At 63.3% G+C, this 13,395-nt stretch carries 14 protein-coding genes; 2 read left to right on the top strand and 12 right to left on the bottom strand.

Going from position 1 to position 13,395, the window contains the following annotated elements; genetic code table 11:
- Window positions 1-71 precede the first annotated feature (71 nt).
- Window positions 72-1,034 (top strand): NAD(P)H-quinone oxidoreductase, encoded by a 963-nt coding sequence (locus tag N436_RS14645; protein ID WP_105945947.1) that lies wholly within the window; start codon window positions 72-74, stop codon window positions 1,032-1,034.
- Between the two features lie 113 nt (window positions 1,035-1,147).
- Here N436_RS14645 and N436_RS14640 read toward each other — a convergent pair whose 3' ends face one another.
- The 6 genes from N436_RS14640 to N436_RS14615 form a co-directional block, all read right to left on the bottom strand.
- Window positions 1,148-1,801 (bottom strand): HAD family phosphatase, encoded by a 654-nt coding sequence (locus tag N436_RS14640; protein ID WP_110741412.1) that lies wholly within the window; start codon window positions 1,799-1,801, stop codon window positions 1,148-1,150.
- 14 nt (window positions 1,802-1,815) lie between these two features.
- On the bottom strand, window positions 1,816-2,805 hold the full coding sequence (locus tag N436_RS14635; protein ID WP_110741411.1) for an ABC transporter ATP-binding protein: 990 nt from the start codon (window positions 2,803-2,805) through the stop codon (window positions 1,816-1,818).
- Window position 2,806: 1 nt separating this feature from the next.
- Window positions 2,807-3,601: an ABC transporter permease gene (locus N436_RS14630; protein WP_019097098.1), complete on the bottom strand. Its 795-nt coding sequence runs from the start codon at window positions 3,599-3,601 to the stop codon at window positions 2,807-2,809.
- On the bottom strand, window positions 3,591-4,421 hold the full coding sequence (locus N436_RS14625; RefSeq protein ID WP_105945951.1) for an ABC transporter permease subunit: 831 nt from the start codon (window positions 4,419-4,421) through the stop codon (window positions 3,591-3,593). The genes N436_RS14630 and N436_RS14625 overlap by 11 nt, the downstream gene beginning before the upstream one ends.
- The gene (locus N436_RS14620; RefSeq protein ID WP_027609476.1) at window positions 4,418-5,224 is read right to left on the bottom strand and encodes an alkaline phosphatase family protein; all 807 of its coding nucleotides are present in this window, start codon (window positions 5,222-5,224) and stop codon (window positions 4,418-4,420) included. The genes N436_RS14625 and N436_RS14620 overlap by 4 nt, the downstream gene beginning before the upstream one ends.
- A gap of 147 nt (window positions 5,225-5,371) precedes the next feature.
- Window positions 5,372-6,430, bottom strand: coding sequence for an ABC transporter substrate-binding protein (locus tag N436_RS14615; protein ID WP_110741410.1), 1,059 nt, complete (start codon window positions 6,428-6,430; stop codon window positions 5,372-5,374).
- A 328-nt stretch (window positions 6,431-6,758) separates the two neighbouring features.
- On the opposite strand from N436_RS14615, the gene N436_RS14610 reads away from it, so the two are divergent.
- Window positions 6,759-7,472, top strand: coding sequence for a UTRA domain-containing protein (locus tag N436_RS14610; RefSeq protein WP_105945952.1), 714 nt, complete (start codon window positions 6,759-6,761; stop codon window positions 7,470-7,472).
- A 3-nt stretch (window positions 7,473-7,475) separates the two neighbouring features.
- Here N436_RS14610 and N436_RS14605 read toward each other — a convergent pair whose 3' ends face one another.
- The 6 genes from N436_RS14605 to minD form a co-directional block, all read right to left on the bottom strand.
- A complete protein-coding gene (locus tag N436_RS14605) occupies window positions 7,476-9,629 on the bottom strand; it encodes a mechanosensitive ion channel family protein (protein ID WP_105946108.1) in 2,154 nt (717 codons plus the stop codon).
- Between the two features lie 44 nt (window positions 9,630-9,673).
- A complete protein-coding gene (locus N436_RS28595; RefSeq protein ID WP_016715524.1) occupies window positions 9,674-9,841 on the bottom strand; it encodes a hypothetical protein in 168 nt (55 codons plus the stop codon).
- 125 nt (window positions 9,842-9,966) lie between these two features.
- Complete coding sequence (locus tag N436_RS14600; RefSeq protein ID WP_105945953.1) at window positions 9,967-11,256, bottom strand: M18 family aminopeptidase; 1,290 nt, start codon at window positions 11,254-11,256, stop codon at window positions 9,967-9,969.
- A 169-nt stretch (window positions 11,257-11,425) separates the two neighbouring features.
- Window positions 11,426-12,061, bottom strand: a complete 636-nt coding sequence (locus tag N436_RS14595; RefSeq protein ID WP_011532730.1) for an RluA family pseudouridine synthase — start codon at window positions 12,059-12,061, stop codon at window positions 11,426-11,428.
- A 157-nt stretch (window positions 12,062-12,218) separates the two neighbouring features.
- Window positions 12,219-12,473: a cell division topological specificity factor MinE gene (gene minE / locus N436_RS14590; protein WP_003252572.1), complete on the bottom strand. Its 255-nt coding sequence runs from the start codon at window positions 12,471-12,473 to the stop codon at window positions 12,219-12,221.
- A gap of 3 nt (window positions 12,474-12,476) precedes the next feature.
- The gene (gene minD, locus N436_RS14585; protein ID WP_016715526.1) at window positions 12,477-13,289 is read right to left on the bottom strand and encodes a septum site-determining protein MinD; all 813 of its coding nucleotides are present in this window, start codon (window positions 13,287-13,289) and stop codon (window positions 12,477-12,479) included.
- Window positions 13,290-13,395 lie beyond the last annotated feature (106 nt).

Below are 13,395 nucleotides of genomic sequence, written 5' to 3'. Positions count from 1 at the left end.
CCGGGCAAATACTGCAAAAAGCCTGAGGTAAGCAACCCCAGGCCCAGTCATGATTCAACTATGGAGGCACTGTGAAGGCATTGCAAGGCGTTGACGGACATGTGGAGTGGGTCGAGGCCGAACGCCCGGCCTGTGACGCGGGCCAAGTGCGCATTCGCGTGGCTGCTGCGGGCCTGAACCGCGCCGATCTGCTGCAGATGAAAGGTTTGTACCCGCCACCGCCAGGTGCCAGCCCGTACATGGGCCTGGAGTGTGCCGGGGTGATTGAAGAAGTGGGCGCCGGTGCCGACTGGCGCGTGGGCGACCGTGTGTGCGCGCTGTTGGCCAGCGGCGCCATGGCTGAGGAAGTGGTGGTCGATGCGCGTCACGTGCTGCCTGTGCCCGAGGGCCTGAGCCTGCATGAAGCCGCAGCGTTGCCAGAGGTGTATGCCACCGCCTGGTTGAACATCTTCCAGCTCGGCGCTGTGAAGGCTGGCGAGAAAGTGCTGGTGCATGCGGGCGCCAGTGGCGTTGGCTCGGCCGCCATCCAGCTGTGCAAGGCGTTTGGCAGCCCGGTGTGGGTCAGTGTCGGTTCGCAGGACCGCCTGGCTTATTGCGAAGCGCTGGGCGCGACAGGGGGCGTGGTACGTAACGAGAACCTGGACGCGCTGGAAGGTTTCGGCCCGTTCGACGTGATTCTCGACCCGGTGGGTGCCAGCTACGGCGAACTCAACCTCAAGCTGCTGGCCCGCGACGGGCGCTGGGTGATCATCGGCCTGATGGGCGGGCGCAAGTTCGAGCTGGACCTGGCGCTGGTGCTGGGCAAGCGCCTGGAGATTACCGGCTCCACGCTGCGCAACCGCGATGACGGCTTCAAGGCCGAGCTGCTGCGTGAGTTGCAACAGCAGGTGTGGCCGTTGTTTGCCGAAGGGCGCTTGTCGCCGCAACTGGTCGATACCTACCCGGTCGAGTTTGCCCAGGCGGCGTATGCCGAGCTGGAAAGCAACCAGGTGTCGGGCAAGCTGGTGATGATCATAGACCCGAGCCTGGCATAAGCAGGCCCGGCCCTTTCGCGGGCACGCCCGCTCCCACAGGGACCCCACAGTTTTCGAACTTGTGGTGATCCCTGTGGGAGCGGGCGTGCCCGCGAAGAGGCTCACACAAATCTTCAGGTCCAGCTCAAAATCGGCCAGCCATTGGTCTGGGCATGCTCCCGCAACACCGCATCCGGGTTCACCACATGCGGATGGTCCACCTTCAACAACAACGGCAAATCATTCCGTGAATCGGAATAGAAACTCGCCCCCTCCAGATTCTCCTGCTCCTGGTCCAGCCACTCCAGCAGCCGCGTAATCTTGCCTTCACGATACGTCAGCACCCCATGGGTCTTGCCGGTATACACCCCGTTCACCGCCTCCAGCTCGATCGCCAAGTACTCGTCCACCCCCAGGCGCGCCGCAATCGGCCCGACCAGGTGCGTACCCGAAGCGGAAATGATCAGGATGCGGTCCCCGCGCTTGCGGTGTTCGGCAATGCAGCGGCAGGCGTCGCCATAGATGATCGGCTCGATCACCTCTTCAACCCACGGTTCTACCAGATGCTCGACTTCTTCCAGGGTACGCCCGGCCATCGGTTCCAGGCTGAAGGCCATGTAGTCCTCCATCTGCAGGTGGCCCTTGCCATAGGCTTCCATCAGTTCACGATCGCGGCGCAGGAAGTCCTTGCCGTCGACCCAGCCCAGCCGGGCCATCTGCTCGCTCCACAGCGACGCGCAGTCGCCGTGGATCAGGGTTTCGTCCAGATCGAAAATTGCCAGTGCCATTGTGTTGAATCTCCTTAGGCCACTTCCCGCAGCGCCGTGGGGTCGATCGACAAGCTTACCCGTTTTCCATCCGCGTGCAGGTCGGCAGGCGAGCGGTTGAGCACGTCGACCACCAGCTCCACGTCGCGCACTTGCACGCGGTAGCGGATCACGTTGCCCAGCAAGCTGTGGCTGCGTACCTGGGCATCCAGTTCGCCGTGTATGCCCAGTGTGATCGACTCCGGGCGGATCGCCAGGCGGCTGGCCACCGGGCGTTGTAGCAGGCGGCTGGCGCTGTCGGCATCGAGCAGGTTGTAGTTGCCGATAAAGCCGGCGGCAAACAGGTCCACCGGTGCGGTATAGAGGGTTTCGGCATCGCCGCTCTGGACGATGCGTCCCTGGTTCATCAGGAAGATGCGGTCGGACATCGTCAGCGCTTCTTCCTGGTCGTGGGTGACGAAAATGGTGGTCAGCCCCAGCTCACGCTGGATGGCCCGAATCTGCTCGCGCAGGTGCTTGCGAATACGTGCATCCAGTGCCGACAGCGGCTCGTCCAGCAGCAGCAGGCGAGGGCGGGTGACCAGCGAACGGGCCAGGGCCACGCGCTGGCACTGGCCGCCAGACAACTGGTGCGGGTAACGCCCGGCAAAGCTGCCCAGCTCCACCAGGTCCAGCGCTTCGCGCACCCGTACCTGGCTTTCGTCGGCCTTGACCTTCTGCATGCGCAGGCCAAAGGCTACGTTCTGCTCCACAGTCATGTTGGGGAACAGTGCGTAGCTCTGGAACACCATGCCGATGCCGCGCTTTTGCGGGCTTACGGGCACGATGTCTTGGCCGTCCAGCAGGATCTGCCCGCTGTCCACCGGGGTCAGCCCGGCGATGCAGCGCAACAGCGTGGACTTGCCGCAACCGGACGGGCCCAGCAGGGTGACGAACTCGCCGCGTTCGATGTGGCAGTCGATGTTCTCGAACACCGGGCTGCCGGCGTAGCTTTTTTGCAGTTTCTGTACGCTGACGAAGCTCATGTCAGGTCTTGTCCTTGTTCAGGCGGTTGGCGACCCAGGTCAGTACCAGCACGAAGGCGAAGTAGGAGATCACCAGCGCACTGTTGAAGTGGCCGCTGCTGTTGCGCATGTTGTTCAGGTACACCTGCAGGGTCTCGTAACGGGTGCCGACCAGCAGGTTGGCGAACACGAACTCGCCAAACAGGAACGAAAACGACAGCAGCAACGCCACCATCAGGCCCTTGCGCAGGTTCGGCAGCACCACCAGCAGCGCGGCCTGCCAGGTGCTGGCGCCCAGCAGTTGGGCAGCGTCCATCAGGTCGCGCAGGTTGATGGCTTGCAGGTTGTTGGTGATGGCCCGGTACATGAACGGCAGGGCGATGGTGAAGTAGCAGCCGATCAGGATCCACGGCGTGCCGACCATGGCCATCGGCCCGCTGCCGTACAGCTGCAACAGCCCCACCGACGACACCACCGGCGGCACCGCGAAGGGCAGCAGGATGAGAATGTTCATCAGCGCGTCCAGCCTGGGGAAGTGGTAGTGCACCACGAACAGCAGCGGCAGAATCAGCACCACCGACAGCAGCAGTGCGCCCACGCACACCAGCAACGACTGGCCGAAAGCGGCCAGGAAGCGTGGCTCGCTCCACAGCGCCGCATACCATTTCAGGGTCAGGCCGCTGGGCAGCAGGCTGGCCGACCAGCTGGTGGCTAGCGAGTAGAGCAGGGTGCCGGCCAGTGGCAGCAGCAGGATCAGGAACAGCAGGTAGACCACGGCGCGGTGGTACCAGCCGCCGGAACGGGCGTCAGCGCGCATGGTAGCTCCTCTTCAACAGCCATTGGTGCACCACCGTGACCAGCGTCATCAGCCCCACCAGCACCATCGCAAGGGCGCTGGCCAGGTTCGGATCGAGGCTGATGTCGCCAGCCACCAGGCCGGCGATGCGGATCGGCAGTACGTTGAAATTGCCGGTGGTCAGCGCGTACACGGTGGCATAGGCACCGAGCGCGTTGGCCAGCAGGATGACGAAGGTGCCCAGCAGTGCCGGAGTGAGTACGGGTAGACCAATGTGCCGCCAGAACTGCCAGTGGCTGGCGCCCAGCAGCGCGGCCGACTCGCGCCAGTCTTCACGCAGGGCGTCGAAGGCGGGGTACAGCAGCAACACACCCAGCGGGATCTGGAAGTAGGTGTACACCAGGATCAGCCCGCTTTTGGAATAGATGCTGAAGTCTTCCAGCAGGCCGATCTGCTTCAGCAGCAGGGTCAGCGCGCCGTTGAAACCGAGCAGGATGATGAAGGCGAACGCCAGCGGCACCCCGGCAAAGTTGCTGGTCATGTTGGCGAAGGCGCTGACGAAATCGCGCAGTTTCGAGTCCACCTGGCGCAGCGAGTAGGCGCCGAGGGTGGCGATGACGATGCCGAACAGGCTCGACCAGAAGCTGATCTCCAGGCTGCGTTGCAGCGCTTGCAAATAGAACTTCGAGGTGAATACCTTGCTGAAGTTGTCCACGCCCCAGCCCGCCTCCGATTGCAGGCTGTTGATCGCCACCCAGGCCAGCGGGGCGACCTGGAAGATGACGAAGAACACGGCGAACGGCAGCAGGCAGAGCAGGGCCAGATAGCGGCCACGGTTCACTTGAGCAACTCCCGGCACACCGTCTTGTCGTGCGCGGCGCCTAGCAGTTCACAGATGGTTCCGCACAGCTCGGTCTGCAGCGGCTTGGCCGCCGGGTCCAGGCTGAAGGCGTCGCCGAAGACGAACAGCGGCACTTCGCGCTCCTCGGTCAGCAGCCCGTTGTGCGAGCGGTCGTTGTTCATGCCGTGGTCGGCGGTGACCAGCACCTGGTAACCCTCTTCCAGCCAGCCTGGCAGGTAGTCGGCCAGCAGGATGTCGGCACTGCGTGCGGCGTTGCGGTACTGGCTGCTGTCCAGGCCGTGGCGGTGGCCGACGTCGTCGATGCTCATCGGGTGCACCAACAGGAAGTTGGGTGCGTGGCGGCGGCGCAGGTACTCACCGTCGGCCAGCAGGTGCGAATCGGGGTAGCGGTCGTCCCAGTAGAACAAACCATGCTGGATCGGCAGCTTCGGCGCGTGGGTGTGGCGGTCGCGCTGCGGGTCGAAGGGTGAGCGGTTATACAGCTCGCTCATCCAGTGATAGGCCGCTGCTGCGGTGCCCAGGTTGGCCTCGCGGGCGTAGTGGAACACACTGCGCTGGTTGGACAGGCGGTTGACGTTGTTGTGCACGATGCCGCTGTCGATGGGCGGCACGCCGGTGAGGATGCACTCGTACAGCGGCCGCGACAGCGACGGCAGTTCGCATTCCACGCGGTACAGCGCGGCGCGGTCGGCCTCGACGTAGGCGTGCAGGTGGCCCATGGCGTGGTGGGCGACCTGGTAGTTGAGGCCGTCGAGCAGGACCAGGATGACGTTGTGTTGCATGGTGGCTCCAGTCATAAACCGCGTTGGCTTCTTCGCGGGCATGCCCGCTCCCACAGGGTTTAGCGCAACCCTTGAGAGCGGCGCGGTCCCTGTGGGAGCGGGCGTGCCCGCGAATGGGCCGGATCAGGCACTACAAAAGCCGGCCCCTTACTCCATCTCGATGATCACTTGCTCCTGCCACATCTGCGGCAGTTTCTTCGAGGTCGCTTCCCACGCTTCGGCATTCTTGATCGGCTGCGCCGCCTTGTACTGCTCGTTTGGCAGCAACTTGGCCTGCACATCCGCCGGCAGCGTCAGGTGCTCGGCACGGATCGGCCGGGCATGCCCCTTGGCCAGGTTGATCTGCCCGGTATCGCTGAAGATGTATTCACGCGTCAGCTTGGCCGCATTGGGGTGCTTGGCGTACTTGTTGATGATGGTGGTATAGCCGGAGATCACCGTACCGTCCGACGGGATCAGCACTTCGAAGCGCTTGGGGTCGATCTGCTCGCGGTAGCTCAGGCCGTTGAAGTCCCACACCACGCCGACCTCGACCTCGCCTTTCTCGATGGTCTGGATGGTCGGGTTGGCCAGCGACAGGCGCTTCTGCTGGGCCAGCTTGGTGAACAGCTGCAGGCCCGGCGCCACGTTGGTTTCGTCGCCCTTGTAGGCAATGGCCGCCGCCAGTACACCGTTGGCGGCTTGTGCGGCGGTGCCGACGTCACCGATGGCGACCTTGTACTTGCCTTTTTCCAGGTCATGCCAGGAGGTCGGGCGTTCGCCTTCCTTCACCAGGTCCTTGTTGATGATGAACGCAATGGTGCCGGTATAGGCCAGCGCCCAGTGGCCGTCCTTGTCTTTGGCCCATTCCGGTACCTGGTCCCAGGTGCTGGGCTTGTACGGCTGGCTGACGCCCTTGGTCACGGCGATGGGGCCGAAGGCGGCACCCACGTCGCCGATGTCGGCGCTGGCATTGTCCTTCTCGGCTTCGAACTTGGCGATTTCCTGCGCCGAGCTCATGTCAGTGTCACTGTGCTTGAGGCCGTACTTGCTGGCCAGGTCTTCCCAGGTGCCTTTCCAGTTCGCCCAGGCATCGGGCATGCCCACGCTGTTGACGGTGCCTTCCTTGCGGGCGGCGTCTTCCAGGGCCTTGAGGTCCGCGGCCATGGCCGAGGTGCAGAACGCGATGGCCGAACCGAGCAGTGACGCCATGAACAACTTTTTCATCCGTAGCTCCTTGGGTGGGTGCCTTTTTACGATCGTTGTTATGAGTGAAGCCGTTGCCTGGAACCTTTGGTCTAGGTCAGCAAACCTTGAGCCAAGGTAGGCCGCTTGCGTGACAGTTTGATGTAGGGGAGGGCGCGCTCAGCGTGTCAAAGGCCCTTGGCTCTACAGCGTAGACCATGGTGAACCCCCGGTTTTGCTGGGCTGGCCCGATTCTGGCAACGGCACGGTTGCAGCGTTGTCACGGGATGTTCATCAGCCCTGCCTAGGCTTGCACTATTCTCCAGGTGCCCTGTTATGGGGCTGGACTAGTCCAGATAGGTAACCTTTGATGCAGTCGATGCCACCGCGTGCGGTAACAGCCATCTGCCATGCCCTGCAGGAGCAGATCGAGCACGGCCTGCTGGCCCCGGGGGGCAAGCTGCCGGCCGAGCGCAAACTCAGTGAGGTGTTCGACACGACGCGCATCACCCTGCGTGAGGCGCTGGCGCAGCTGGAGGCCCAAGGCCTGATCTACCGTGAAGAACGCCGCGGCTGGTTCGTTGCACCCGAGCGGCTGACCTACGACCTGATCGAGCGCAGTCACTTCCATGCCATGGTGCGCGACCAGGGGCGGGTGGCCAGTACCGAGCTGCTGTCGGCGCGCTTGCAGCCAGCCTCAGCTGCCATCTGCGCACGCTTGCAGCTGCCGGCCTTGTCCAGTGTGGTGCGTATCTGCCGGTTACGGCGGATTGATGGGCGGGCGGTGCTGTATGCCGAGCATTACCTGAACCCCCGGTACTTTCCGGGGATTCTCGAACAGGACCTGGCGCAGTCGCTTACCGAGATATATGGGCGGGTGTATGGCATCCGGTACGGGCAGGTGTGTTTCGAGATCCTGCCGACGGCGTTGCCGGTAGAGGCGGCGGGGGCGTTGAAGGTGTCGGCGGGCAGCCCGGGGCTGCACATCACCCGGGTCAACAGCGACCAGCATGGGCACCTGATCGACTGTGACCTGGAGTATTGGCGGCATGATGCCATCCGCATTCGTGCCGTGGCGGGTTAGGCCCTAGCTGGAGGCGTCGGATTGCGCCGTTCCACCACCACCCGCAGTCACCACCTGCACCGACAGCCGTGGTGTCGCCAAATCCAGCCCTGCCTCATCCAGCTGCCGCTTCAGCGCCAGGTTGAAGGCCCGCGACACTTCCCACTGCTTGATCGGCGCCGTCTTGAACCGCGCCCGCAAAATCGCCGACCCCGACTCGAAACTCTCCACCCCTTGTAGTTCCAGTGGCGACCAGATGTTGCGGCGCATCAGCGGGTCATTGCGCAGCTTTTGCCCCACTTCGCGAATCAGCGTGATCGCCTGGTCGATGTTCATGCTGTGCGGAATCGCCACGCGGAAAATCGCATAGCCAAACTCCCGCGAGTAGTTCTTGATGCTCTTGATCTCGCTGAACGGGATGGTATGCACGATGCCGTCAATGTCCCGCAGGCGCACGGTACGAATGGTCAGCCCCTCCACCGTGCCCAGGTGCCCGCCCACGTCGACGTAGTCGTCGATGGCCAGCGAGTCCTCGATGATGATGAACAGCCCGGTGATCAGGTCCGCCACCAGCGACTGCGCGCCAAAGCCGATGGCCAGGCCGATCACACCGGCACCGGCCAGCAGTGGGGTGACGTTCATGCCCATGTTGGCCAGGGCGACGATCACCGCGATGATGAAGATGACCACGAACATCACGTTGCGGATCAACGGCATCATGGTTTGCGCACGGGCGTTGGCCAGGCCCCGACGCGAGCGCACCAGGGCATGGTGCACGGCGGTGTCGGCAAGGATCCACACCAGCCAGGCGACGATCAGTGTGCCGGCAAGGCCCAGCAGGCGCAGGCTGATGTCGTGGCCGTCGCCCTCTGCGAAGCTGATCATCGACAGGCCCCACACGCGCAGGCCCAGTTCGATGAATACCAGCCAGATGAACAGGTGCACCAGCAGGTAGCCAAAGTTGCGCAGGCGCTCGGCATACACGGCCTGGCGCTTGTTGGCGCGTTTGGGGTTGGCCGCATGGCGGCGTACCAGGCCGTTCAGCACCATGCACACCACCACCAGCACCGTGCACATCAGTGACTGGCGCAGGGCGGTGCTGGTGTCGCCTGCCGAGACGAAGGTGGCGAACAGCGAGACGGCCACCAGAATCAGTGCCGGAATGAACCAGAAGCTGCCGAGAATCTCGATGGTGTCGCTCAGGGTGCGCCGGGTCAGGCGCCGCGACAGCGGCTGGTTGCGGATCAGGTGGGCGATGGGGCGACGAAAGCGCAGGATGAACAGCCCGGTGCACAGCGCGGCGATGACGTTGGCCAGGGTGGCCAAGGCATGGGCCAGGTGGGTACCCAGTGCAACCAGCATGCGCGGGTCGCTCATGGCCTCGCCAAACGCAGCGAAGCTGCCGATCAGCCACAGCGGGCGGAATGCCTGGCGCCGCAGGATGTGCAGGGCGCGGTGGCGGTGCGGGCCGTCCAGCAGCGAGAAGGCGATGACGCAGATGGCCGAGAAGCAAGTGCCCACGACCAGTGCGTAGGCCAGCACCATGGCCAGCGATTTGCCTAACGACGGCGGCAGCACGAAGCTCAGGTAAACGGTGAATACCAGCGCCACCAGCCATGGGCCGAGCTTGCGCAAGGCAAAGCGCACCAGGTCCCAGGTGCGCGGGTGTTGCGGCAGTTCTTCGCTCAGGCCAAAGCGCAGGCGTATCCGGTGCCCGACCCAGTTGAAGGCGTAGGCCAGCACACTCCACACGGCAATGACAGCGGCAAAGCCGAACAGGATGGCTGGCCACTGGTGCACCGGCACCATCAGTTCGGTCAGTTCCGCCTGGGCCTGTTCGATTTCCGCCGCCCAGCGATGGAACGGGCTGGCGTCGCCGCTGAACTGTTTTTCGAAGTCATGCAGGGCACCGCCGATCAGCCCGAGCACGCCCTGTTCGACGCTGGGTTGCGACTGCTTGGTCGCGTCGCGCAGCTTTTTCAGGTCGGCCAGCAGCTTGGCCCGCTGTTGGTCGTTTTCGAGGTTCTTGATCACCTCGTCCAGCGACTTGCCCAGCGGCTCGGTGGCCTCCGGTTGCGCAGGCGCACTGCCACCCAGCAGGCCAGGCAGGCCCGCCGCCTGTACCGGGGTGATGAACAGCAACAGCAGCAGGAACAGGTAACGCAGGAGGGCAGGCACTGGCAAATCTACCTCAGGTCAAACGATTGACCGAGTGTAGAGGTTTATGACGGCAGTTTCTCAAGGATCTTCCAGCAGGTGAGGCCGAAGATACCCAAGGTGCCGATCCACATCATCAGTACACCGATATTGCGTTCGCGCATGCTGAAGCCGATGGTCAGCAGCATCAGGAACAGGAACACCGGCACGAACAGGGACAGAAACGGGGACATGGACAGCAATCCTTTTGCAGTGGGGCCATGTATCAAGCATAGCGCTTGGCAAGCGAGGCGGGATTGACCTTGAGCAGGTCCGGCCCTTTGCGGATAAAACCGCGATAGGGCCGGACCTGTCTACATCAAGGCAACTCGCGGCTACGGTAGAAGGCAGTCAGCACCTTCACCAGGTGCGCCAGGTCATGGCTGCCGCACAGTTCACGAATCGAATGCATGGCAAAGGTCGGCAGCCCGATGTCGACCGTGCGCACACCCAGGTGGCTGGCGGTAATCGGCCCGATGGTCGAACCACAGCCCATGTCGCTGCGCACCACAAAGCTCTGCACCGGCACTTCTTCAGCCATGCACAGGTGGCGGAAGAACCCGGCGGTTTCGCTGTTGGTGGCGTAGCGCTGGTTGTTGTTCACCTTGATTACCGGCCCGGCGTTCAGCTTGGGCCCGTGGTTGCCGTCGTGCTTGTCGGCGTAGTTGGGGTGCACGCCGTGGGCGTTGTCTGCCGACACCATCAGCGAGCGCTGAATGGTGCGCACGTAGGCGTCGCCATCCGGCAGCAGGCGCTGCAGGGTCTGCTCCAGCATCGGGCCATCGGCGCCGCAGGCCGAGCAGCTGCCGACTTCTTCGTGGTCGTTGCACACCAGCACGCAGGTTTCATCACTGTCGGCGGCCAGCAAGGCTTGCAGGCCGGCGTAGCACGACAGCAGGTTGTCCAGGCGGGCGCCGGCGATGAAGTCGCCGTTCAGGCCGACCAGTGCGGCGTCCTGGGTGTCGTAGAAGCTCAGCTCGTAATCCAGCACCACGTCAGCGATCAGCTCGTGCTCGCGGGCCAGTTGCTCGGTGAGCAGGGCGCGGAAGTCGATGCGCTCGTCTCCGGCCACCTGGGCGAGGATGGGCGGTAGCTCGTTCTGCGGGTTGATCGCCCAGCCTTCATTGGCGGTGCGGTTCAGGTGAATGGCCAGGTTGGGGATGATCGCGATCGGCAGCTTGAAGTCGATCAGCTGGCTTTCAACCTTGCCGTCACGGCGGTAGGTAACGCGCCCGGCCAGCGACAGGTCGCGGTCGAACCACGGCGCCAGCAGGGCACCGCCATACACCTCGACACCCAGTTGCAGGAAGCCCTGGCGCTGCAGCTCGGGCTGCGGTTTCACCCGCAGGCACGGGCTGTCGGTGTGGGCGCCGACCATGCGGATGCCGTTCAGCAGGGGGGCTTGCTTGCCCAGCTTGATGGCGATGATCGAGGAGTCGTTACGGGTGACGTAATAGCGGCCGCCAGGCACGGTGGCCCAGCTGTCGCGCTCGTCCAGGCGCTGGTAGCCGGCCGCTTCCAGGCGCTGGGCCAGGCTGGCGGTGGCGTGGAAGGGCGTGGGGGAGGCCTTGAGGAAGTCGATAAGGCCAGAATTCAGTACGTCGCGCATAGCTCACTCCAGACAGCAGTGGCGCGAGTTTAGCGTATTAAGTCGACAAATTGTGTCTGCCTCTTCGCAGGCTCGCCCGCTCCCACAGGGACTGCACAGGTTCCGAATGCAGTGGTATTCCTGTGGGAGCGGGCAAGCCCGCGAAGAGGCCGGTGCAGCCACGCAGAAATCAGAAAGGTGCAGGGCACTCGAACTTCAACCGTTCCCCGGACACCGGGTGGGTAAAGCTCAGCATGGATGCATGCAGGCACAGCCGCTCATGGGCCGCCAGTGCCTCGGGGTTGGCATACAGCCGGTCACCCAGCAGCGGGTGCCCGATCGACAGCATGTGCACACGCAACTGGTGAGAACGCCCGGTAATCGGCGTCAGTTCCACCCGGCAGTAATCGCCACAGCGCTCGACGATGCGCCAGAAGGTCAGTGCGTGCTTGCCCTGTTCGTGGTCCACCACATGCCGTGGCTTGGTTGGCGGGTCGTAGCGCAGCGGCAGGTCGATGCTGCCGCTGTCCAGCGCCGGTTGGCCCCAGCACAACGCGGTGTAGGCCTTTTCGGTTTCGCGGTCGTGAAACTGGCGGGACAGCTCGCGGTGGCTGTCGGCATCGCGGGCCAGCAGGATGATACCGGAGGTTTCCCAGTCCAGGCGGTGCACGATGAGCGCATCGGGGTAGCCGTTTTCCTGCAGGCGGGTGATCAGGCAGTCCTTGTTGTCTTCGGCGCGGCCGGGCACCGACAGCAGCAGGGTCGGTTTGTTGATCACGAGGATGGCGGCGTCTTCGTGCAGGATCTGGATGTTCGACAGCGGCATTGCAGTATCTCTGAGATATCGGGGAAAACCATTGGGGCCGCGTTGCGGCCCATCGCCGGCAAGCCAGCTCCCACAGGTAAAGCGCGGACCCTGTGGGAGCTGGCTTGCCGGCGATGGGCTGCAAAGCAGCCCCAATGATCCAGGCCAGGTCGCTGAATCAGCGATCCGGCAGGGTGATGTTCAGCTCCAGAATCGAGCAGCTGCCCTGGTTTTCCAGCTCGATATGCACGTCATCGTTGCCGATGTTCACATACTTGCGGATGACTTCCAGCAGTTCTTTCTGCAGCGCCGGCAGGTAGTCCGGTTCGCTGCGTTGGCCGCGCTCGTGCGCCACGATGATCTGTAGACGCTCTTTCGCTACCGACGCGCTGGTCTGTTTCTGTCTGCCACGAAAGAAGTCAAAAAGGTTCATGGTTTACTTGCCTCCAAACAGGCGCGCGAAGAATCCTTGCTTCGGCACTTCGATGAACCGCAGGGGCTTCTCTTTGCCCAGCAGACGGTCGACGGTGTCGCTGTAGGCCTGGCCGGCATCGCTCTGGTCATCGAGGATGACCGGGATACCCTGGTTGGAAGCCTTCAGCACGGCCTGGGACTCGGGGATCACGCCCTTGAGCTTGATCGCCAGGATTTCTTCGACGTCGGCGATGCTCAGCATTTCGCCCTTTTCCACGCGCTCGGGGTGGTAGCGGGTGATCAGCAGGTGTTCCTTGATCGGCTCTTCGCCGTTTTCGGAGCGGCGCGACTTGCTCGACAGGATGCCCAGCATGCGGTCGGAGTCACGTACCGAGGACACTTCCGGGTTGGTGACCACGATGGCTTCGTCGGCGAAGTACATGGCCAGGTGCGCGCCTTTCTCGATACCGGCTGGCGAGTCGCAGATGACGAAGTCGAAGTCTTTCTTCAGCTCCATCAGCACCTTTTCAACGCCTTCCTGGGTCAGCGCGTCCTTGTCACGGGTCTGGCTGGCGGCCAGCACGTACAGGTTCTCGAGGCGCTTGTCCTTGATCAGGGCCTGTTGCAGGTTGGCTTCGCCGTTGACCACGTTGACGAAGTCGTACACCACGCGGCGTTCGCAGCCCATGATCAGGTCGAGGTTACGCAGGCCCACGTCGAAGTCGACGATGACGGTCTTGTGGCCACGCAGTGCGAGGCCGGTACCAATGGCGGCGCTGGTGGTGGTCTTGCCCACACCCCCCTTGCCGGAAGTAACCACGAGAATCTTGGCCAAGGTGTTTCACCCCTAAAATAGTCGGGACACGGGTCCCTGCAAATAACTGAAATAGCTTAAATAACGGCAACGGTAAAAAAGTTGCTCTAAAAATGCTGGCAAGTAT

Source organism: Pseudomonas sp. RV120224-01b (assembly GCF_003208145.1).
Lineage (GTDB): Bacteria > Pseudomonadota > Gammaproteobacteria > Pseudomonadales > Pseudomonadaceae > Aquipseudomonas > Aquipseudomonas monteilii.
This window is presented reverse-complemented; position numbering and strand designations above follow the sequence as displayed.

Coding starts and splice junctions, on each gene's coding strand:
- N436_RS14640 (WP_110741412.1), bottom strand. CDS start 1,801: ATGGCACTGGCAATTTTCGATCTGGACGAAACCCTGATCCACGGCGAC.
- N436_RS14635 (WP_110741411.1), bottom strand. CDS start 2,805: ATGAGCTTCGTCAGCGTACAGAAACTGCAAAAAAGCTACGCCGGCAGC.
- N436_RS14630 (WP_019097098.1), bottom strand. CDS start 3,601: ATGCGCGCTGACGCCCGTTCCGGCGGCTGGTACCACCGCGCCGTGGTC.
- N436_RS14620 (WP_027609476.1), bottom strand. CDS start 5,224: ATGCAACACAACGTCATCCTGGTCCTGCTCGACGGCCTCAACTACCAG.
- N436_RS14615 (WP_110741410.1), bottom strand. CDS start 6,430: ATGAAAAAGTTGTTCATGGCGTCACTGCTCGGTTCGGCCATCGCGTTC.
- N436_RS14610 (WP_105945952.1), top strand. CDS start 6,759: ATGCAGTCGATGCCACCGCGTGCGGTAACAGCCATCTGCCATGCCCTG.
- N436_RS28595 (WP_016715524.1), bottom strand. CDS start 9,841: ATGTCCCCGTTTCTGTCCCTGTTCGTGCCGGTGTTCCTGTTCCTGATG.
- N436_RS14600 (WP_105945953.1), bottom strand. CDS start 11,256: ATGCGCGACGTACTGAATTCTGGCCTTATCGACTTCCTCAAGGCCTCC.
- N436_RS14595 (WP_011532730.1), bottom strand. CDS start 12,061: ATGCCGCTGTCGAACATCCAGATCCTGCACGAAGACGCCGCCATCCTC.
- minE (WP_003252572.1), bottom strand. CDS start 12,473: ATGAACCTTTTTGACTTCTTTCGTGGCAGACAGAAACAGACCAGCGCG.